Origin of the sequence: Streptomyces sp. NPDC003023 (genome assembly GCF_042888225.1) — a bacterium.
In the GTDB taxonomy this organism is placed as follows: domain Bacteria; phylum Actinomycetota; class Actinomycetes; order Streptomycetales; family Streptomycetaceae; genus Streptomyces.
Map to the genome: position 1 here is coordinate 553,206 of NZ_JBIAPL010000003.1, position 20,933 is coordinate 574,138.

At 70.6% G+C, this 20,933-nt stretch carries 19 protein-coding genes; 9 read left to right on the forward strand and 10 right to left on the reverse strand.

Annotation, left to right across the window (positions count from 1 at the left end; translation table 11 throughout):
• From ACFYV1_RS14355 to ACFYV1_RS14370, 4 genes are read right to left on the reverse strand one after another with little or no spacing between them, the layout of a single operon-like run.
• Complete coding sequence (locus ACFYV1_RS14355) at positions 1-966, reverse strand: NADH-quinone oxidoreductase subunit H (RefSeq protein ID WP_389395755.1); 966 nt, start codon at positions 964-966, stop codon at positions 1-3.
• The gene (locus tag ACFYV1_RS14360; RefSeq protein ID WP_389395756.1) at positions 963-2,312 is read right to left on the reverse strand and encodes an NADH-quinone oxidoreductase subunit C; all 1,350 of its coding nucleotides are present in this window, start codon (positions 2,310-2,312) and stop codon (positions 963-965) included. Before ACFYV1_RS14360 ends, ACFYV1_RS14355 begins: the two co-directional genes overlap by 4 nt.
• A complete protein-coding gene (locus tag ACFYV1_RS14365) occupies positions 2,309-2,932 on the reverse strand; it encodes an NADH-quinone oxidoreductase subunit B (RefSeq protein ID WP_389395757.1) in 624 nt (207 codons plus the stop codon). Before ACFYV1_RS14365 ends, ACFYV1_RS14360 begins: the two co-directional genes overlap by 4 nt.
• The gene (locus ACFYV1_RS14370) at positions 2,923-3,321 is read right to left on the reverse strand and encodes an NADH-quinone oxidoreductase subunit A (RefSeq protein WP_389395758.1); all 399 of its coding nucleotides are present in this window, start codon (positions 3,319-3,321) and stop codon (positions 2,923-2,925) included. The genes ACFYV1_RS14365 and ACFYV1_RS14370 overlap by 10 nt, the downstream gene beginning before the upstream one ends.
• 300 nt (positions 3,322-3,621) lie before the next feature.
• Here ACFYV1_RS14370 and ACFYV1_RS14375 point away from each other — a divergent pair, with 300 nt between their 5' ends.
• The 7 genes from ACFYV1_RS14375 (at position 3,622) to ACFYV1_RS14405 (ending at position 13,125) form a co-directional block, all read left to right on the forward strand.
• Positions 3,622-4,809, forward strand: a complete 1,188-nt coding sequence (locus ACFYV1_RS14375) for a sensor histidine kinase (protein ID WP_389395759.1) — start codon at positions 3,622-3,624, stop codon at positions 4,807-4,809.
• A gap of 443 nt (positions 4,810-5,252) precedes the next feature.
• Positions 5,253-6,602, forward strand: coding sequence for a sensor histidine kinase (locus tag ACFYV1_RS14380; protein ID WP_389395760.1), 1,350 nt, complete (start codon positions 5,253-5,255; stop codon positions 6,600-6,602).
• Between the two features lie 212 nt (positions 6,603-6,814).
• Positions 6,815-7,474 (forward strand): response regulator, encoded by a 660-nt coding sequence (locus ACFYV1_RS14385; protein ID WP_389395761.1) that lies wholly within the window; start codon positions 6,815-6,817, stop codon positions 7,472-7,474.
• Positions 7,475-7,792: 318 nt separating this feature from the next.
• Positions 7,793-9,739 carry a 2-oxoacid:acceptor oxidoreductase subunit alpha gene (locus ACFYV1_RS14390; protein WP_389395762.1) on the forward strand — a complete coding sequence of 649 codons (1,947 nt, stop codon included), beginning with the start codon at positions 7,793-7,795 and terminating at the stop codon, positions 9,737-9,739.
• Positions 9,732-10,796, forward strand: a complete 1,065-nt coding sequence (locus ACFYV1_RS14395) for a 2-oxoacid:ferredoxin oxidoreductase subunit beta (RefSeq protein ID WP_389395763.1) — start codon at positions 9,732-9,734, stop codon at positions 10,794-10,796. Before ACFYV1_RS14390 ends, ACFYV1_RS14395 begins: the two co-directional genes overlap by 8 nt.
• Positions 10,797-10,992: 196 nt before the next feature.
• Complete coding sequence (rarD, locus tag ACFYV1_RS14400) at positions 10,993-12,027, forward strand: EamA family transporter RarD (protein WP_389395764.1); 1,035 nt, start codon at positions 10,993-10,995, stop codon at positions 12,025-12,027.
• A 198-nt stretch (positions 12,028-12,225) separates the two neighbouring features.
• A complete protein-coding gene (locus ACFYV1_RS14405) occupies positions 12,226-13,125 on the forward strand; it encodes a hypothetical protein (protein WP_389395765.1) in 900 nt (299 codons plus the stop codon).
• Between the two features lie 42 nt (positions 13,126-13,167).
• On the opposite strand, the gene ACFYV1_RS14410 is transcribed toward ACFYV1_RS14405, so the two are convergent.
• On the reverse strand, positions 13,168-13,530 hold the full coding sequence (locus tag ACFYV1_RS14410; RefSeq protein WP_389395766.1) for a DUF6401 family natural product biosynthesis protein: 363 nt from the start codon (positions 13,528-13,530) through the stop codon (positions 13,168-13,170).
• 152 nt (positions 13,531-13,682) lie between these two features.
• Positions 13,683-14,297 carry a CGNR zinc finger domain-containing protein gene (locus ACFYV1_RS14415; RefSeq protein ID WP_389395767.1) on the reverse strand — a complete coding sequence of 205 codons (615 nt, stop codon included), beginning with the start codon at positions 14,295-14,297 and terminating at the stop codon, positions 13,683-13,685.
• Positions 14,298-14,319: 22 nt separating this feature from the next.
• Between ACFYV1_RS14415 and ACFYV1_RS14420 the strand changes: the two genes are divergently transcribed.
• On the forward strand, positions 14,320-14,769 hold the full coding sequence (locus ACFYV1_RS14420; protein ID WP_389395768.1) for a VOC family protein: 450 nt from the start codon (positions 14,320-14,322) through the stop codon (positions 14,767-14,769).
• Between the two features lie 192 nt (positions 14,770-14,961).
• The gene (locus ACFYV1_RS14425) at positions 14,962-16,290 is read left to right on the forward strand and encodes a M28 family peptidase (protein ID WP_389395769.1); all 1,329 of its coding nucleotides are present in this window, start codon (positions 14,962-14,964) and stop codon (positions 16,288-16,290) included.
• 55 nt (positions 16,291-16,345) lie between these two features.
• Here the strand turns inward: ACFYV1_RS14425 and ACFYV1_RS14430 are convergent, their stop codons facing one another.
• The 4 genes from ACFYV1_RS14430 to ACFYV1_RS14445 all read right to left on the reverse strand — a co-directional run bounded on the left by ACFYV1_RS14430 (position 16,346) and on the right by ACFYV1_RS14445 (position 20,809).
• Positions 16,346-17,257 (reverse strand): ABC transporter permease, encoded by a 912-nt coding sequence (locus tag ACFYV1_RS14430; protein ID WP_389395770.1) that lies wholly within the window; start codon positions 17,255-17,257, stop codon positions 16,346-16,348.
• Positions 17,244-18,182, reverse strand: coding sequence for an ABC transporter ATP-binding protein (locus ACFYV1_RS14435; RefSeq protein ID WP_389395771.1), 939 nt, complete (start codon positions 18,180-18,182; stop codon positions 17,244-17,246). Before ACFYV1_RS14435 ends, ACFYV1_RS14430 begins: the two co-directional genes overlap by 14 nt.
• 209 nt (positions 18,183-18,391) lie before the next feature.
• Positions 18,392-19,642, reverse strand: coding sequence for an outer membrane lipoprotein carrier protein LolA (locus ACFYV1_RS14440; protein ID WP_389395772.1), 1,251 nt, complete (start codon positions 19,640-19,642; stop codon positions 18,392-18,394).
• A 156-nt stretch (positions 19,643-19,798) separates the two neighbouring features.
• The gene (locus ACFYV1_RS14445; RefSeq protein ID WP_389395773.1) at positions 19,799-20,809 is read right to left on the reverse strand and encodes a polyprenyl synthetase family protein; all 1,011 of its coding nucleotides are present in this window, start codon (positions 20,807-20,809) and stop codon (positions 19,799-19,801) included.
• Positions 20,810-20,933 lie beyond the last annotated feature (124 nt).

Below are 20,933 nucleotides of genomic sequence, written 5' to 3' on the forward strand. Positions count from 1 at the left end.
CTAGATCACCACCTTGACGATGCCGGTGAGGGCGATCTGGGCGAGGGCGAGCGGGATGAGGACGGTCCAGGCGAGCTTCTGCAGCTGGTCCTCGCGCATCCGGGGATAGGTCACGCGCAGCCAGATGACGATGAACGCGAGCACGGCCGTCTTGAGCAGGGTCCACACCCAGCCGAGGCCGTCCTCGCCGAACGGGCCGTGCCAGCCGCCGAGGAACAGGACGGTGGTCAGACCGCACAGGACGACGATGCCCGCGTACTCGGCCAGCAGGAACAGAGCGAACCGCAGCCCCGTGTACTCGGTGTAGGCGCCGAAGATGATCTCGGAATCGGCGACGGGCATGTCGAACGGCGGGCGTTGCAGCTCGGCGAGACCGGCGACGAAGAAGACGATCGCGCCGACGATCTGCCAGGGCAGCCACCACCACTCGAAGGCGTTCAGAATGCCGGGCAGTGACACCGTCCCCGCCGCCATGGCGACGGAGGCGGCGGTCAGCAGCATCGGCAGCTCGTACGCGAGCAGCTGGGCTGCCGTACGCAGACCGCCGAGCAGGGAGAACTTGTTGGCCGACGCCCAGCCGGCCATGAGCGAGCCGAGCACCCCGACGCCCATGACGGCGAGGACGAAGAAGATACCGGCGTCGACGACCTGGCCGACCGCGCCCTCGCTCGGTCCGATCGGGATCGCCACGAGTACGAGGAGGTAGGGCAGAAGCGCCACGGCGGGAGCGAGTTGGAAGACACGGCGGTCGGCCTGCGCCGGCACCACGTCCTCCTTCTGCGCGAACTTCACACCGTCGGCGACGAGCTGCGCCCACCCGTGGAAGCCACCGGCGTACATCGGGCCGAGGCGGCCCTGCATGTGGGCCATCACCTTGTGCTCGGTCTGCCCGATGACAAGGGGGAGGACGAGGAACACGGCGAACACCACGACGAGCCGGAGTGCGATGTCCAGTGCGTCGTTCACGCGGGCTCGCCTCCGGTGGGTCGGTCGGGCGCGGTGTCCGGTCCGTCGTCGGATCCGGGCGCGGGCCGTGGGGTCGCGGGTTCTGAAGTCCCGGGTTCCGAAGTCTCGGGTCCAGAGGTCTCGGGTCCAGAGGTCTCGGGTCCTGGAGTCTTTGGAGCGGAGGTCTCGGGTCCTGAGGTGTCGCTCTCGGGAGCGGGCTCGTCGGCGGTGTCGGGAGTGCCGGTGTCCGTAGGCGGCGCATCCGGAGCAGACGCTGGTGCGGCGGGACCCGGTGCCGGTGCCGGTGCCGATGCGTCCGGAGCCGGCTCTGCCGGGCCGGGGGTGGCCTCGGGCGCCGGCTGTCCGGCGGGGGTGTCGGCGTCGCCGAAGGCCGGTCGGGCGTGGTGCCACGGCGCGTCGGTGCTGCGGGAGCGAGCCGGTTCCTGCACCGCGTCCGTGGCCCCGGACGGCCCGGACGGCGTGCCGGCCTGTGCCTGCGACGCAGAACCCTCACTCGCGGAGCGCGAGCGGCGCGGTGCGCCGGTAGGCGCGGCGGCCTCGGCCTGAACCTGGGCCTGTGACCGGGCCTCTGCCTGTGCCTGGGACGCCGAACCCTCGCTCGCGCTGCGCGAGCGGCGCGGTGTGGGCGTCTCCGCCTGGCTGGCGGAGCCTTCGGAGGCGGTGCGGGTGCGGCGGACCGGCCGCTCACCCGCGCCCGCTGCGCCTGCGGCGCCCGAGCCGGCACCCGCGCGCGCCCCGCGGGCGGGCCGGGCGGGGGCGGGCGGGAGCTGGCCCTTGAGGGGGCCCCACTCGTTCGGGTCGGGAACACCGGGCGGCAGCATCTGCCGCCGCTTGGGGCCACCGTGCTCGGACTCCCCCGGCTCCTTCGCGCCCGGCCACGCCTTGGCGACACGCGCTGCCAGTACGAAGTCCTTGCGCAGCGGGTGCCCCTCGAAGCCGTCCGGCAGCAGCAGGGGAAGCTGGTTGGGGTGCCCGGTGAAGTCGACGCCGAACATCTCGTGGGTCTCGCGCTCGTGCCAGCCCGCGCCCGCGTAGACGTCGACGGCCGAGGGCAGTGAGGGAGCAGCGTGTGGAACGGTCGTGCGCACCAGCAGCCGTCGCACCGCGCGGTTCTCCAGCGAGACGACGTGCGCGCACACCCGGAAACCGGTGCCCGGCTCGTCGACGGCACTGAGCCAGTCGAAATACGTGCATCCCAGCTTGTCGCGGGCGATCTCCAGGGCCGCGATCCAGGAGCCGACGGGCACGTCGACGGTGAGCACTTCGTACGTCCGCTCCGCCGTCGCCTCCTCGCCGAAGATCTCGGTGACGGCGTCGGGAAGCCGGTCGTAGGGGTTCGCGTTCACCGCTCCTCCTCCGTACCCGAAGGAGCGGGCGGCGGTGGTGCGACCAGGCCGCTCCGCAGTGCCGCAGGGGAAGTGCTCGTGGCGCGGCCGGCGTCGCCACCGTGCCCGTAGCGCTCGCCGAGCGACTCTCGCGCGATCTTCTCCTGAAGCTTGAGAATCCCCTGGAGCAGTGCCTCGGGGCGGGGCGGGCAGCCGGGTACGTAGACGTCCACCGGGATGATCTGGTCGACGCCCTTGGTGACCGAGTACGAGTCCCAGTACGGGCCGCCGCAGTTCGAGCAGGCGCCGAAGGAGATGACGTACTTCGGCTCGGGCATCTGCTCGTACAGCCGCTTCACCGCGGGAGCCATCTTGTCCGTCACCGTGCCGGACACGATCATGAGGTCCGCCTGGCGGGGCCCCGGTGCGAAGGGGATCACGCCGAGCCGGATGAAGTCGTGCCGTGCCATCGACGCCGCGATGAACTCGATGGCGCAGCAGGCGAGTCCGAAGTTGAAGACCCAGAGGCTGTAGCGGCGGCCCCAGTTGAGGACCACCTTCATCGGTTCCGGTGCCAGACGCGCGAGCGCGCCCAGTCGCCGTGGCTCCGGCAGGAGCTCCGGGGTCGGGGTCACGTCCATGTCAGGACCCCCTTCTTCCATGCGTAGAGCAGTCCCACGGCGAGGAAGCCGAGGAAGATGAACATCTCCACGAGGGTCGTCGCGCCATAGCCGTCGGCGGCGAACACCGTCGCCCACGGGAAGAGGAAGATCGAGTCGACCGCGAAGATCACATACAGAAAGGCGTAGACGTAGTAGCGGACCTGGGTGTGTGCCCAGCCCTCACCCACCGGGTCGACACCGCACTCGTAGGTGAGCAGTTTCTCCGGTGTCGGCACGACCGGCCGCAACAGCCGGCCGGCGGCGAAGGCGACGGCCACGAACAGCACGCCGATCACCGCGAGGAGCCCGACGACGGAGTAGCTCTGGAAGTAGTCCGTCGCGAACACGACCACGGTCGGTTCCGGCACGTCCGTCTCCTCGCTCCCTGACCCAGTCGACCTTGTCGTCGCGTGGCGTTGCGTTGTCGCTGCCTGGCGTTACCTGGCTTTGCCCTGGCGTTACCTGGCGTTGCGTGGCGTCGCCGGTGCCTTGTCGCCTCGTTCGACAATCACTGCGCACGATCTGTACGCACGGGAGTCTAGGCCCTGCTAAAGCGAGCGTAAGCAGTCGTGTCACGCTTCGGGCCGTCCCCGGGTGGGGTTATCCCTACCGACCCCCACCCATCCACCCCATGGCGTGCGGCGGTCCGGCCCGGCAGGCTGGCCCGCATGACCGCGAGCATCACCGCACCCGACAACGACCGGCCGCCACCCGCGCGCTTCGCCTTCGGCCGCCACACCTGGAAGGAGATCGCGCACCTGCTCGGCAATCTGCCGGCCGCATTGCTCGGATTCGTCTACGTGACGGTCACGATCACCACCAGCGCCGGACTCACCGTGACGGTGGTCGGCCTGCCCCTGCTCGCCCTCGCGCTCATGGGCGCCCGCCTGATCGGGCGAGCGGAGAGGGCACGGGCGCGGGCCCTGCTCGGCGTACGGATCGACGAGCCGAGTCCGCTGCCCGGCCGGGGCCGCGGCGACGGCCTGATCGTGTCGGTCTGGTCCCGTCTGAAGGATCCGGTGGGCTGGCGCACGGTGCTGTACTCGGTCATCCGGCTGCCCTGGGGAATCGTCACCTTCACGGTCATGACGGTCGGCCTGTTCGTGCTCTGGCCCGTGCTCCCCTTCATCGCACGAGGGCTGTCCAACGCGGACCGCGCCATGGTGTGGGGCCTGCTGTCGCCCTCCGACGAGTTGGAACGGCGCATCGCCGAACTGGAGTCGGACCGCGGAGTCGTCGTGGACACCGCCGCGGCCGACCTGCGCCGCATCGAACGCGACCTCCACGACGGCGCGCAGGCCCGGCTGGTCGCACTGGCGATGGGGCTCGGCCTCGCCAAGGAGAAGCTCCTCGAGGATCCGGACGCGGCGGCCGCGATGGTGGGCGAGGCGCACGGCGAGGTGAAGCTCGCGCTGCAGGAACTGCGCGACCTGGCCCGCGGCATCCACCCCGCGGTGCTCACCGACCGCGGACTGGACGCCGCCCTCTCCTCCGTGGCGTCCCGCTGTACCGCTCCGGTCACGGTGAACGTGGAGCTCGGCGACTCACGGCCCGCGGCGGCGATCGAGGGCATCGCCTACTTCACCGTCTCCGAGCTGCTGCAGAACGTGAGCAAGCACGCGCGGGCCACCCGCGCCTCCGTCGATGTGTGGCGCTCGCAGGACCGGCTGATGCTCCAGGTCACGGACAACGGCAAGGGCGGGGCCTCGCTCGACGGCGGCAGCGGTCTCGCCGGCCTCGCCGAGCGGCTGAAGGCGGTCGACGGGCACTTCGTCGTCGACTCGCCGACGGGCGGTCCGACGACCGTCACGGCGGAGCTGCCGTGGCGTGAGCGCGAGGGACAAGAAGCGCGCTGAGCGAGCGTGCCGCGGCCGGAGCGGTGCGCCGCGTCCCCGGCCGCCGCTGCGCGGCGTGCTGCTTCTCCCCCTGGCGCAGGGCGGCGCCCCTGGCGGGCGTGCGGCGCTCCGTGGACGGCGGCGAAGCTGATCCTTCAGCCCGTACGGGGACGCCTCCCGGCGGACATACGACTGTCCGGGAGGTCGAGGGGCTGGGGCAAAACCCGGTGACCGGCCGGCTTCCCTCACCCGCGGCACCGAGGCAGCGACGGTGACCGCTCCTCCCCGCCGCCGACCACCCCTGGCACGAATCGGCGGCAACGCCCGCCGGCACAGCCGACCCCGACGCCTCGGCATGGTGGGGAAAACCCCCCGCAGAGACGGATACCGGCCTCATGGTGCGCTACGGGCGGCCACAGCACGCTTGGGTCATGACAGCCCGCATCCCAGAACGGACGACTTCGATGGCCACGGAATACGGACACGGATACGGACACGGACACGGTTCCCCGGCAGGCCGGAAGCACTTCTTCCCTCCTGTGCTGCGCGCCCCCTTCGAGGGCCGCGCCTGGCGGGAGTTCGGCTATCTGGTGCTGAGCATGCCGATCGCGACCGCCGCCTTCGTGTTCGCGGTCACCATGACCTCGCTCGGCGCCGGCCTGCTGGTCACGTTCCTGGGCGTTCCGGTGTTCGCGCTGTCCCTGTCGGCTCTGCGCGGCTTCGGGGCGCTGGAGCGCGCTCGGGCGCGGGCGCTGCTCGGGGTGGACGTCGCCGCGCCCGAACCGGTGCGGGCCGCCAGGGGCGCGAAGACGAACGGCGTCGCCGCGTGGATGGCCGGCACGCTCAAGAGCGGGGCGTCGTGGCGCCACCTTCTGTACGCCTTTCTCCACTTCCCCTGGGCCGTGTTCGGTTTCTGCGTGTCCGTGACCCTGTGGGTGACCGGCTGGTCCCTGCTGGCGTACCCCTTGTGGCAGTGGGTCTTCCCGATGTGGGGCGGCGTGGACGGTCTGCAGCTGTACGGGGACGGGGCGCACAACTTCTATCTCGACACCCCCTTCGAGATCGCCGTGACCAGCGCCGTCGGGCTGCTCCTCACGATCACCACCCCTTGGGTCATGCGTGCTCTGACCGGTGTCGACCGGCTGATGGTGAGCGGACTGCTCGGACCGTCCCGGCTGGCGTCCCGCGTCGTGGAGCTGGAGTCGGACCGCGGGGTCGTCGTGGACACCGCGGCGGCGGATCTGCGCCGTATCGAACGCGACCTGCACGACGGCGCGCAGGCCCGGCTGGTGGCCCTGGCGATGGATCTCGGTCTGGCGAAGGAGAAGCTGGCCGAGGACCCGGAGGCAGCCGCACGGATGGTGGACGAGGCGCACGGCGAGGTGAAGGTGGCGCTGCAGGAACTGCGTGACCTGGCCCGCGGTATCCACCCCGCGGTGCTCACCGACCGGGGACTGGACGCCGCCCTCTCCTCCGTCGCCTCGCGGTGCGCCGTTCCCGTGTCGGTGGAGGTCGATCTCGACCGTCGTCCGGCGGCGGCGATCGAGGGCATCGCCTACTTCACCGTCTCCGAGCTGCTGCAGAACGTGAGCAAGCACGCGCGGGCCACCCGCGCCTCCGTCGATGTGTGGCGCTCGCAGGACCGGCTGATGCTCCAGGTCACGGACGACGGCAGGGGCGGCGCCGACCAGACGACCGGCAGTGGTCTCGCCGGCCTCGCGGAACGACTCGGCGCGGTGGACGGAATCCTCGCCGTCGACTCGCCTGCCGGCGGTCCGACGACCGTGACCGCGGAGCTCCCCTGGCGCGGCTGACAGCGGTCCGGCCCCACGGGCCGGCGGTGCCGGAACCCCGCGAGGCAGCCCGGCTGCGGCAACCCTCTCGTCCTTTCCTGCGTCCCCCGATGCGGTGACCGGGGGAAATCCGCGGCACAGCCCCGCACGCGCCCCGATCCTGGGATGCTGGAGCGAGCGCGCAGGGGTCGGGTGGCACATCAACAGGGGGCTGCGGGACTGTGGAGGACAGAGTGCGAGTGGTCATCGCCGAGGATTCCGTACTGCTTCGGGAGGGCCTGACCCGGTTGCTGACCGACCGGGGGCACGATGTGGTCGCCGGGGTGGGGGACGCGCAGGCCCTGCTCAAGACGGTCGACGACCTCGCGGCGCAGGATGCGCTGCCGGACGTCGTGGTCGCGGACGTACGGATGCCGCCGACGCACACGGACGAGGGTGTGCGAGCGGCCGTGCAGTTGCGCCGGGACCATCCCTCGGTCGGGGTGCTGGTCCTCTCCCAGTACGTGGAGGAGCAGTACGCCACGGAACTGCTTGCCGGCAGCAGTCGCGGAGTGGGCTATCTGCTCAAGGACCGGGTGGCGGAAGTGCGTGAGTTCGTGGACGCCGTGGTGCGGGTCGCGCAGGGCGGTACGGCCCTGGACCCGGAGGTCGTGGCGCAGCTGCTGGGCCGCAGCCGCAAGCAGGATGTGCTCGCGGGCCTCACCCCTCGCGAGCGCGAGGTGCTGGGCCTGATGGCGGAGGGCCGGACGAACTCGGCGGTCGCCAAGCAGCTCGTGGTGAGCGACGGCGCGGTGGAGAAGCACGTCAGCAACATCTTTCTGAAGCTCGGTCTGTCCCCCAGCGAGGGGGACCACCGGCGCGTGCTCGCGGTGCTGACCTATCTGAACTCGTGACCCGGCGTGGAGCCGGGCACCGGCCGGGAGGACACCGCCGGACAGGTCACACGGCACTCCGGTGGCGCTCGAGCCACGCGGTAGCTCGGGAACCGAAGAATGAGCGGGGAGCGACTTCCCAGGAGGCCGTCCGGAAGGCCGTCCGGAAGGCCATGAGGGCAGGGAAAACATGACGAAAGAGGGCGTCGCGGCGTCGCCTCAGGACGTCCGACATGTGAGCGGTCCGGGGAAGGCGACCCTTACCGTCGTAGGGTTGCCTGTGGGTCGGCCGGTGGGCCGGTCGGGCCCGAGGAACCGCCTCGAGGGAGGTCCAGTTCAGTGACCAGCCAGGTCAGCAGGCCGGCCGAGCAGGCCGATGAGGTCAACGGGTCCGACGAGACCCTCGTCGGCGAGCAGCGCAGACGCGCCGGCGCCAAGGAGATCCGCCGCCTGGACCGGGTGATCATCCGTTTCGCGGGTGACTCCGGTGACGGTATGCAGCTCACGGGTGACAGGTTCACCTCGGAGACGGCGTCGTTCGGCAACGACCTCTCCACACTTCCGAACTTCCCCGCCGAGATCCGGGCGCCCGCAGGCACCCTGCCCGGCGTCTCCAGCTTCCAGCTGCACTTCGCCGACCACGACATCCTCACCCCGGGCGACGCGCCGAACGTGCTGGTCGCGATGAATCCGGCCGCCCTGAAGGCGAATGTCGCCGATGTGCCGCGCGGTGGCGAGATCATCGTGAACACCGACGAGTTCGCGAAGCGTGCCATGGCGAAGGTCGGGTACGACGCCTCCCCCCTGGAGGACGGGTCGCTGGACGGCTACCGGGTCCACCCGGTGCCGCTGACGACTCTGACGATCGAGGCGCTCAAGGATTTCGGTCTGTCCCGCAAGGAGGCCGAGCGCAGCAAGAACATGTTCGCGCTGGGCCTGCTGAGCTGGATGTACCACCGCCCCACGGAGGGCACGGAGAGCTTCCTGCGGCAGAAGTTCGCCAAGAAGCCGAACATCGCCGAGGCGAACATCGCGGCCTTCCGCGCCGGGTGGAACTTCGGCGAGACGACGGAGGACTTCGCGGTCTCCTACGAGGTCGCCCCGGCGAGCGCGGCGTTCCCGACCGGCACGTACCGCAACATCTCCGGGAACCTGGCCCTGTCGTACGGTCTGATCGCCGCGGGCAGGCAGGCGGACCTGCCGCTCTACCTGGGCTCTTACCCGATCACCCCGGCCTCCGACATCCTGCACGAGCTGTCGAAGCACAAGAACTTCGGTGTGCGGACCTTCCAGGCGGAGGACGAGATCGCCGGGATCGGCGCGGCGCTGGGCGCGGCGTTCGGCGGCTCCCTCGCGGTCACCACTACCTCCGGGCCCGGTGTGGCTCTCAAGTCGGAGACCATCGGTCTCGCGGTCTCGCTCGAGCTGCCGCTGCTGGTCGTGGACATCCAGCGCGGCGGCCCCTCGACCGGTCTGCCGACCAAGACGGAGCAGGCGGATCTGCTGCAGGCCATGTACGGCCGCAACGGTGAGGCGCCGGTGCCGGTCGTCGCGCCGCGCACCCCCGCCGACTGCTTCGACGCCGCACTCGACGCGGCGAGGATCGCGCTGACCTACCGCACGCCGGTGTTCCTGCTCTCCGACGGCTACCTCGCCAACGGCTCCGAGCCGTGGCGGGTCCCGGACATCGACGAGCTGCCGGACCTGCGGGTGCAGTTCGCGAGCGGACCCAACCACGAACTGGCCGACGGCACCGAGGTGTTCTGGCCCTACAAGCGCGACCCGCAGACCCTGGCCCGCCCCTGGGCCGTGCCGGGCACGCCGGGCCTCGAGCACCGTATCGGCGGCATCGAGAAGCAGGACGGCACGGGCAACATCTCCTACGACCCGGCCAACCACGACTTCATGGTGCGCATCCGCCAGGCCAAGATCGACGGCATCGAGGTGCCGGACGCCGACGTCGACGACCCCGACGGGGCGCGGACGCTCGTGCTGGGCTGGGGCTCCACATACGGGCCGATCACGGCCGCCGTACGCCGACTGCGCGCCGCGGGCCTTCCGATCGCGCAGGCCCATCTGCGCCATCTGAACCCGTTCCCGAAGAACCTCGGCACGGTACTGGGGCAGTACGACAAGGTCGTCGTGCCCGAGATGAACCTCGGCCAGCTCGCCACCCTGATCCGGGCGAAGTACCTGGTCGACGCACGCTCCTTCAACCAGGTCAACGGCATGCCGTTCAAGGCGGAGCAACTCGCCGCAGCGCTCAAGGAGGCCATCGATGAGTGAGGCGCTCAAGCTCGTGCCCAAGGCCGAGGCCAAGCAGTCGATGAAGGACTTCAAGTCCGACCAGGAAGTGCGCTGGTGCCCCGGCTGCGGCGACTACGCGGTCCTGGCCGCGGTGCAGGGCTTCATGCCCGAGCTGGGCCTGGCGAAGGAGAACATCGTCTTCGTCTCCGGTATCGGCTGCTCCTCCCGCTTCCCGTACTACATGAACACCTACGGGATGCACTCCATTCACGGCCGCGCGCCCGCCATCGCCACCGGGCTCGCCTCCTCCCGCCGTGATCTGTCGGTGTGGGTGGTCACGGGTGACGGGGACGCGCTGTCCATCGGCGGCAACCACCTGATCCACGCGCTGCGCCGCAACGTCAACCTGAAGATCCTGCTGTTCAACAACCGCATCTACGGACTCACCAAGGGCCAGTACAGCCCCACCTCCGAGGTCGGCAAGATCACCAAGTCGACGCCGATGGGTTCCCTCGACGCCCCGTTCAACCCGGTGTCGCTCGCGATCGGCGCGGAGGCCTCGTTCGTGGCACGCACCGTCGACTCGGACCGCAAGCACCTCACAGAGGTGCTGCGCCAGGCCTCGGAGCACCAGGGCACGGCGCTGGTGGAGATCTACCAGAACTGCAACATCTTCAACGACGGTGCCTTCGAGGTCCTCAAGGACAAGGACCAGGCGCAGGAGGCGGTCATCCGCCTCGAGCACGGGCAGCCCATCCGCTTCGGGGCGGCCGCCGGCTCCGGAGCAGGGGCCAAGGGCGTCGTGCGCGACCCGGCCACCGGTGACCTCGAGGTCGTGGCGGTCACACCCGAGAACGAGTCGCGGATCCTGGTCCACGACGCGCACGCCTCGTCCCCGACCACGGCCTTCGCGCTGTCCCGGCTGGCCGACGCGGACACGCTGCACCACACGCCGATCGGTGTGCTCCGCAGCGTCGAGCGCCCCGTCTACGACACCCTCATGGCCGACCAGCTCGACACGGCCGTCGAACAGAACGGCAAGGGCGACCTCGCCGCCCTGCTCGCAGGCAACGACACCTGGACCGTCGTCGGCTGACGCCGGGCGCCGGACCGGACCGGCATCGCATCGCATCGAGGGGAGGCTCCGGCCTCCCCTCGATGCTGTTCAGAGGCCATCTCCGCGACCGCACGGGCCGAGCATGATCGGTCATGACCGTATTGCGATACGGGCATGACATCGGCCCCCTCCCGGGCGTACCTTGAAGAAACGCGCGCGCAGGGCAGGAGGGTCAGTGAAGTCGGAGAACGAACAGCGGGCAGGGCTGCTGTACGGGATCGGTGCCTACGGGATGTGGGGACTGGTCCCCCTTTTCTGGCCGCTGCTCAAGCCGTCCGGTGCCGTGGAGATCCTTGCCCACCGGATGGTCTGGTCGCTGGCGATCGTGGCCGTCGCCCTCCTGGTGCTGAGGCGCTGGGACTGGCTGCGGGAGCTGGTCCGGCAACCGCGGAAGCTGGGGCTCGTCGCCGTCGCCGCCACGGTGATCACCATCAACTGGGGCGTCTACATCTGGTCCGTGAACTCGGGCCATGTCGTCGAGGCCTCACTGGGCTACTTCATCAATCCGCTGGTCACCATCGCGATGGGCGTGCTGCTCCTGAAGGAACGGCTCCGCCCGGCTCAGTGGGCGGCCGTCGGCATCGGCTTCGCCGCGGTCCTGGTGCTCGCGATCGGCTACGGGCAGCCGCCCTGGATCTCGCTGACGCTGGCCTTCTCCTTCGCCACGTACGGCCTGGTCAAGAAGAAGGTCAACATCGGAGGCCTGGAGTCCCTCGCGGCGGAGACCGCCATCCAGTTCCTCCCGGCGCTGGCGTTCCTGGTCTGGCTGGGCGCGGACGGCTCGGCCACCTTCGGCTCGCACGGAGCCGGGCACGCGGTGCTGCTCGCCGCGACCGGTCTGGTGACGGCCGTGCCGCTGGTCTGCTTCGGTGCGGCGGCGATACGGGTGCCGCTCTCCACCCTGGGGCTGCTGCAGTACCTCGCCCCGGTGTTCCAGTTCCTGCTCGGCATCCTCTACTTCCGCGAGGCCATGCCCGCTGAGCGCTGGGCGGGCTTCGCCCTGGTGTGGCTGGCCCTGACCTGCCTGACCTGGGACGCACTGCGCACCGCACGCCGCAGCAAGGCCCAGGCCCTGCGGCTGGCCGCGCAGGCCGCGGCCGCAGGCGCGCCGCCGGCAGCCACCGGACAGGCCGGCACGGGCGCACCGCCGGCAGCCACCGGGCAGGCCGGCACGGTGGCCGCCGCGACCGCCGACGGCCCCGTGGCCTGAGCGCTGAGCGCTGAGCGCTCCTACACGGTCCCGGCCGCGCTCCACGGCCGGGACACGTCCATCAGGGCCCAATGTCCACTCGAACGGCTCAGCTCCGCACCTGGGCGCAGGCCGGTGCCTGCAGACCGGTGTTACCACCGGAAGTCCAGGCCCCGGTCACCAGGACCGAGGTAGCCCACAGAGCGGAGTGAGTGCGTGATGCAGCAACCCCTCGCGCTATCGGTCGACTTCGGTCAAGGCTTGAGTGACGCGTTCAAAAGCGTTGTCACGTTCGTGCCGAAGTTCATCGCCTTCCTGGCGATCCTCCTCATCGGCTGGTTCATCGCCAAGGCGCTCGCCAAGGTCGCCGACAAGCTGCTGCGCAAGATCGGCTTCGAGCGGATGTCCGAACGCAGCGGCGTCTCGAACACCCTGCGCAACTCGAAGTACGACGCCACCGGCATCCTCGTCAAGATCCTCTACTACGCGATTCTGCTGATCGTCCTGCAGCTGGCCTTCGGCGTCTTCGGCCCCAACCCGGTCAGCAACATGATCAACTCGGCCGTCGCCTGGATCCCGAAGGCGATCGTCGCCTGCGTCATCGTCGTCGTGGCCATGGCCATCGCCCGCGGTGTCCGCGACATCATCCAGGGCGCCCTGGCCGGGACCTCCTACGGCCGGACCCTGGGCACGATCGCCTGGGCCTTCATCGTGGCCCTCGGCGCCATCGCGGCGCTCAGCCAGGCCCAGATCGCGACCTCCGTCACCGGTCCGGTCCTGTGGGCGGTACTCGCCGCCATCTCCGGCATCATGATCGTCGGTGTCGGCGGCGGCCTCATCGGCCCCATGCGGGAACGCTGGGAGCGCTGGCTCGCCACGGCGGAGGCCGAGTCGGGCCGCGCCAAGTCGAACGTCTCCGCCTACCAGCGCGGCCGATCCGACGCCGAATCGGGTCAGCCCGCCTCCGAGCGTCAGGCGACGCGACCGGGCATGGGCCAGAGCGGCGGACGGACGCGCGGCGAGAGCGGCAGCCACGACATGGGACGCGGACGCGACACGGGCCGCGGACGGAACATGGGCGAGGGCCCACCCATGGGCAACGGACGCGACCCCATGTGACCACGACCCCATGTGACCACCGGAGCGCGCGGCTCCGGAAGTTCAGTGGGCGAGCAGGTCGTGCTCGCGGATCAGCCAGCAGACGGCGGTGAGCCGCAGGGTGGCGAAGTCGTAGCCGACCGGTTCCGACCAGTCGATCTCCGACAGCCAGTCGGTGAACCCGAGAACGTAGTCCGCGAGGTCCTCGCGCCGCACCATGCCGTACGGCTCCTCCCGGGGGGCCTGGTCCGGCCGGCGAGGAGCGGGCACGAGCGGCACGAGCGCATCGCGCACCGCCGCCGCATGCTGATCGACGGCAGCGACAAGCCCCGGCTCGAAGGAGAACTCCGAGAGCCGGGGCATGTACGTGGCGGTTACGCCGACCAGCGGGCAGCCGGGCGGCCCGCTGTGGGGCAGTGCGTCCATCCCTACACCGTAAACGTGGAACAGCCACCCCAAGACGTGACTTCCGTCGCAGACCGCCCCCGTGGATCAGCGGCCGCGCCGTGCGCCGGCCCGCCCCGAGCGCCTCGCCGACGAGGTCCCGCTCTCCCGTAGAGGCCTTCGCGGGCCGGTTGTCATTGCTCGTCCGCCTCCGAGTGGCGGGCACGGTGCGCCCGGACCTTGCTGCGGTTGCCGCACCGCTCCATCGAGCACCAGCGGCGGCGGCCGGGGCGCGAGGTGTCGACGAACAGCAGCCGGCAGTCGTGGGAGCCGCATTCACGGACGCGGTGCGCGTAAGCGCCGGTGAAGAGTTCCACGGCGTCCCGGGCGACGGTCGACAGCAACTGCGACACCGTCGCGTCAGGCGCCCACTCCCGGGCTCCTCGTGCGCCGATGCGCGCCACGAGGGCGGGCGCGGCGGCCGCCGCGTTGACCACGACCACATCCGCGGCGGGTGCGTCGGCGCCGTGTGCCCTGGCGCCGGCCAGGCCCCACAGGGCGTTCCGCAGTTCCCGGGCGGCCGCCACCTCCGCGTCGTCCACCGGGAGACGCAGACCGGCGGGCAGCCGGCTGTCGGCAATCCAGCGCAGCAGTGCGGGCGGGTCGTGCAGCACCTCGTACGCGGCGAGCCCGCCGGGGCCTCCGGTGGGGAGCAGTTCCAGGCACAGCGCGCCCGGATCGAAGCGGAACGAGCCCCCGGACGGCGGTTCGAGCAGCAGACCCGGCGTGTCCCTTGCGGCGCACATCATGTAACCACTATAACCGGTTTCCATGACACTGCACTGGAAGCTCGTGATCGACGCCGCGGACCCGCACGCCCAGGCCGACTTCTGGGCCGAGGCGCTCGGATACCTGGTCGAGGACAACAGCCCACTGATCGAGCAGCTCCTCGCGCAGAAGGCGGCACCCGAGGAGCTGACCGTGGAGAGGCACGGCCGAAGGGCGTGGCGTGATCTGGCCGCGGTCCGGCATCCGGACGACGCCCATGACGAGCGAAGCGGTGCGGGACTGGGCCGCCGTGTGCTGTTCCAGCGGGTGCCGGAGCCGAAGACGGGGAAGAACCGGCTCCACATCGACCTGCACTCGGCTCCCGGGGAGATGGAAGCGGAGACCGTCCGGCTGGAGGCACTGGGGGCGGCGGTGCTGCGCCGGGTGGACGAGCCGGGCGGCCGGTGGGTCGTGATGACGGATCCGGAAGGCAACGAGTTCTGCGTGCAATGACGTCCGCAATGCGAACGGACATGACCGATTCCCGCCCTTGACGCCGTGTCAGGCCGTCACTGAACATCAGCACGCACAACGCACACACGCACGTATCGCGTGCGGCAAGCAAGCTCCAGCGCCCCGGGAACAGCCGACCCGGGGCGTCCTGCACGTTCCGTCCCATCCCCGTACGGAATCCGGAGCCCCCACATGAACCTCTCCGTTCCCAGACGTGCCGCCACGGCCGCCGCGATCGCCCTGGCCGGGCTGCTCGCGTCCGCCGCGCCCGCGGCATCCGCCGCACCGGCGGCAAGACCGGCCGCGCCGGTACCGGCGTTCGCGGCGCCCGACATACCGCTCGCCAACGTCAAGGCGCACCTGAACCAGCTCCAGTCCATCGCCGGTGCCAACGGCGGCAACCGCGCCCACGGCAGACCCGGTTACAAGGCGTCGATCGACTACGTGAAGGCCAAGCTCGACGCCGCCGGATTCACCACGTCGGTCCAGCAGTTCACCACCAGCGGTGCCACCGGCTACAACCTGATAGCCGACTGGCCCGGCGGCGACGTCAACCGCACGGTGATGGCCGGCGCCCACCTCGACTCGGTCAGCTCGGGCGCCGGGATCAACGACAACGGCTCCGGGTCGGCCGCCGTGCTCGAGACGGCGCTCGCGGTCTCCCGAGCGCAGCTCCAGCCCACGAAGCACCTGCGCTTCGGATGGTGGGGCGCGGAGGAGCTGGGCCTGGTCGGCTCGAAGCACTACGTGAACAACCTGCCCTCCACGGAGCGTTCAAAGCTCGCGGGGTATCTGAACTTCGACATGATCGGCTCCCCGAATCCGGGCTACTTCGTCTACGACGACGACCCGACGATCGAGCAGACCTTCAAGGACTACTTCGCCGGTCTCGGCGTCCCCACCGAGATCGAGACCGAGGGCGACGGACGCTCCGACCACGCGTCGTTCAAGAACGTCGGCATACCGGTCGGCGGTCTGTTCACCGGCGCCGGCCGTACGAAGACCAGCGCCCAGGCCCAGAAGTGGGGCGGTACGGCAGGTCAGGCGTTCGACCGCTGCTACCACTCCTCGTGCGACACCACGTCGAACATCAACGACACCGCGCTGGACCGCAACAGCGACGCGATCGCCCACGCGATCTGGACGCTCTCCGCGGGCACGACGGAACCGCCCGGTGATCTCTACGAGAACACCGCCGACGTCGCGGTGCCGGACGCCGGAGCCGCCGTCACCTCGACCGTGTCCGTCTCCGGCCGCAGCGGGAACTCCTCTGCCGCGCTCAAGGTCGGCGTGGACATCAAGCACACCTGGCGCGGTGACCTGGTCATCGACCTGGTCGCCCCGGACGGCACCGCGTACCGGTTGAAGAACTCGAGCAGCAGCGACTCGGCGGACAACGTCGTGACCACGTACACCGTGGACACGTCCACCGAGACGGCGAACGGCGACTGGAAGCTGCGCGTCCAGGACGTGGCCCGCTACGACACGGGCTACATCGACAGCTGGAAGCTGACCTTCTAGCAGCGGGCGGGGTCACGCGCGGCGGCGGCCGCGCGTGACCCCGGCGGCCGCCGCCTCAGGCCGTGATGTCCTTCGTGGTGAAGCGGGCCCAGGCCGCGGAGCCGAACACTGCCGCGTACACGGCCTGCAGACCGAGGTTCTTCAGGACCTCGTCCCACAGGAGTGGTTCCCGCATCAGATCCGAGAACGACATCCAGTAGTGCGAGAAGAGATACGGGTGGACTCCGTCCAGCTGCGGGATCGAGTCCAGGATCTGCACCGTGATCAGCAGCCCCACGGTGGTCGCCATCGCCGCGACGCCGCTGCCCGTGAGGGTCGACACGAACAGACCGACCGCGGCCAGCCCCACCAGTGAGGCCGCGACGACCGCCGCGATCAGCACGGCACGCCACAACCCTTCCGCGAACGGTACGGGAGTGCCCGAGATGGTCGTGACCTCGCCGAGCGGGAAGAACAACGCTCCCACCGCGAGCGCCGACACGGCCACCACCAGGGTCGCGGCCAGGCAGAAGGCGCAGACTGCGGTGAACTTGGCCAGCAGCAACCTGGTACGCCCGGCGGGGGCGACCAGCAGATAGCGCAGGGTTCCGGCGCTCGCCTCGCCCGCGACGGCGTCTCCGGCGACGACTCCGACGGCCATCGGCAGGAAGACCGGCAGGGTCGCGGCAAGGGCGGCGAAGACCAGGAACAGCCCGTTGTTGGTGATCTGGGCGACGAACGCGGGCCCAGCACCGCCGTCGGGGCCGCCACCGCCGCCCGCCGTGCCGCCGTCACTCGTCTCGATCCTCACGGCGATGCCGATCAGCACCGGGACGGCGGCCAGCACCCCGAGCAGGGCGAGCGTGCGCCAGCGTCGGAAGGTGAGCGTCAGCTCGGAACGGAACAGGCCGAGCAGTCGCAGCGGCCCGGGCGGGCGCGGGACGGCCGGCTCCGGGGCCCCCGTGATCGATGTGTCAGCCCGCGACATCGAAACCCTCCCCGGTCAGCGCCACGAACGCGTCCTCCAGCGAGGCGCGTTCCACCCCGAAGCCCCGTACCCGTACTCCACCGTGCACCAGCGCGGCGTTGAGCTCCGCGAGGTCCTGCTCGTCCGACGGCGGTTCGGCACTCACCCGCTCCCCGTCCAGGGTGATCCCTGACAGGCCGTGCTCCTTCAGGATCCGGGCCGCGTCGGCCGCGTCCGGGGTGAGCACGGCGAGCCGTCCCCGGGTGGCCGCCGCGAGTTCGGCGACCGGGCCCTGGGTGATCAGCCTGCCCCGGGTCATCACCGCGGCGTGCGTGCACACCTGCTCGATCTCGTCCAGCAGGTGCGAGGAGAGGAAGACCGTCGCGCCGTCCGCGGCGAGTTCCCGCACCAGGGCGCGGATCTCGCGCATGCCCTGCGGGTCGAGACCGTTCGTGGGCTCGTCCAGCACCAGCAGCTCCCTCGGCTGCAGCAGAGCGGCGGCCAGGCCGAGTCGCTGCTTCATACCGAGGGAGTACGCCCTCGCCTTCTTGCCGGCCGCCTGTGTGAGGCCGACCCGCTCCAGCGCGGCCGCGACACGGGCCTTGCGGGTGCGCGGATCGGCGGCCGGGTCGGCCGAGTCGAAGCGCAGCAGGTTGTCCCGGCCGTTGAGGAACCCGTACAGCGCCGGTCCCTCGATCAGGGCGCCCACCTGTGGGAGCACGGTGCCCGCGAAGCGGGGCATGGGCCGGCCGAGGACGGTGGCGCGGCCGGCGGTCGGCTCGATGAGACCCAGCAGCATGCGGATCGTGGTGGTCTTGCCGGACCCGTTCGGCCCCAGGAAACCGAAGACGCTGCCGGCCGGCACGCTGAGATCGAGCCGGTCGACGGCCGGCGGTCCGCCCCGGTAGCGCTTGGTGAGCCCGTGTGTCTCGATGACGGCGGTCATCGGCTCGCCCCCGTTCGTGCTCGTCCGGTCGTCGTGCGGTCCTCCGCCCCGTCGTGAGGAGCGTACGACGGGGCGGAGGGTGACCGGTCGGCGGACGCCGGGGCCGGTCGTCGTGCGGTCGGCCGCGTGTACCGGCCGGGCTCGTCACCCGGCCCGTACTCCTCGGCCTCGTACCACTTGGCCTATTACTCGGCTTACTCGGCCTCGTGCTACTTGGCCTCGTTCGCGGCCTTCACGAGGGCGTCCTTGGTGACGGCGCCGACGTAGACCGTGCCGTCGTCCGTCATCAGGGCGTTGACCAGGCGCGTCTTGAAGACCGTGCCGGAGCCGAACTTCCCCTCGACCTTGTCGCCCAGTGCGTCGAGGAACTGCTGCGCCTCCGCCGGGACGTCGCCCTCGCCGCCCTTAGGGCCGCCGGTTCCCTCGCCCGCGGGCCCCTCGATCTTCGCGATGGACGTCCAGCCCTCGCCGATCACATTGAGGCCGCCCATGCTCTCGAGGCCCTTGAACTCCTCGGGGGCCTTCTCGTGGCCCCGGCCGTGCTCGGACTCGCCGTGCTCCAGCTCGCCGGCCTCGGTCACCTTGGCGCCCTTGGGCGGGGTGAAGTCGAAGGTCGAGGCGGCCGGCCTGGAGAAGTCGACCTTGGTGAAGCCCGCGTCGATCACCGCCTTGCCGCCGCTGCTCGGCGTGAGCGTGAACTTGAGCGGCACACCGTTCTCCGCGTCCACCGCGACGGTGATCGACCCGATCGTCGAGCCGGCCTGCTTGGGCTTGACGACGAGCTTGTACGCGTCCCGGCCCGCCACCTGGGAGGTGCCGCCGACAGTGATGGACGTCGTGTCACCGGCGGCCTTCAGCACCTCGTCGGCAAGGTCCTTGGGCGTGGTCGGAAGATCCTTCGGCAGGTCCTCGGGGGCCCGGTCGCCGCCCTTGCCGTCCCTGCCGTCGCGCTGTGCGTCTTCCTCGGCGTGGAAGACCTCGTTCGAGGCGCTGTCGTAGCCCCACATCTCGTCGCCGTTGTGGATGAGGCTGTACTCGGACGAGTCCTGGAGGATGGACACCTTCTGCCGGTCGGGGCCGTCGGCCGCGACCCGCAGGGTGTGGGTGCCCGTAGCGAGCTCGGTGAGCTTGGACTGCGGGTCGGCGGACGATCCCTCGCCGCTGTCGGCTCCCATCGCGCCGGCGAACGCGTCCAGGGACGGCAGCCCGAGGTCGGTGCTGATCTTCACCGTGCCGGAGAACTGCTCGGTGTCCGACGCGGCCATCTTCTCGATGAGTTGCTGCGCGCTGATCTTCGGCAGATCCGGGTCACCGGAGGCAGCGAGCGCCGGGACGAGCCCGATGGTCGCCGCCGCCACCCCGGCCACCGCGACCGGGACGATGTAACGGGCAGCCCTGCGACGTCCCGCTGCGAGGTCCTTGGCCTCTTCGGTGGTCTGTGCGCTGTCGTTCGGTGCCATGGTGTGCCCTACCTCCGTGGTTTGGTCAGGGGTGGTGACATCCATATGACCAAATGAGGAGCCGGGAAGCGTCAGACCCCGGGCGCAACTTGGCGTACCCCTCTGGGATGAGAAGGACCCGCGGCAACTCCCCCGACCCGTAAGGGACCAGGGCACTCAGCCGGCGCGGTGGACCACCGCGTCGCACAGTTCCTCCAGCGCGGCCTTCGCCGAGCAGTCCGGCAGCGGGGCGAGCATCGCCCGCGCCTCCTGCGCGTACCGCACGGTGTCCCCGCGGGCCTGCTCGAGCGCCGGGTGCTCACGCAGCCGGCGCAGCGCCTCGGCGTGCCGGCCGTCGTCCGTCAGGTCGCTCTCCAAGAGGGCCACGAGGTCGAGGTCCTCCTGCCTGCCCTCGGCCTCCGCCATGGCGCGCAGCCGCAGCACCGGCAGCGTCGCGACGCCCTCGCGCAGGTCGGTGCCGGGGGTCTTGCCGGACTCGTGCGAGTCGGAGGCGATGTCGAGCACGTCGTCGGCGAGCTGGAAGGCGACGCCGAGCCGCTCGCCGTACTGGGTGAGAGTGCCCACGACACGGTCGTCGGCGCCGGCCATCATCGCGCCGAACCGTACGGACACGGCGACGAGCGAACCGGTCTTGCCCGCCATCACGTCGAGGTAGTGGTCCACCGGGTCGCGGCCGTCGCGGGGGCCCGCCGTCTCCAGGATCTGGCCGGTCACCAGCCGCTCGAACGCCTCCGCCTGGATGCGTACGGCCTCCGGTCCGAGGTCGGCCAGGATGTGCGAGGCGCGGGCGAACAGGAAGTCACCGGTCAGCACCGCGACCGAGTTGTCCCAGCGGGAGTTGGCGCTCGGCACTCCGCGCCGCACGTCCGCCTCGTCCATGACGTCGTCGTGGTACAGCGTCGCCAGGTGGGTGAGCTCGACGACCACGGCGGAGGGCACGATTCCCGGCGCGTACGGGTCACCGAACTGGGCCGCGAGCATCACCAGCAGCGGACGGAAACGCTTCCCGCCCGCCCGGACCAGGTGCTGGGCGGCCTCCGTGATGAAGGGGACCTCACTCTTCGTGGCATCCAGCAGGCCTGCCTCGACGGCCGACAACCCGGACCGGACATCGGCCTCAAGAGCCTGGTCCCGCACGCTCAGCCCGAACGGCTCGACGACGGTCACGAGGAGATCTCCTGTCTGCTGACGATCACACGGATTGTCGATGTGTCGCTGGATTCACTCAAGTCAGCGTATCCGGTCGCCTTTCGATCACCGAGAGCGCCTTCCCGCCGCCGCCGGTATGTTC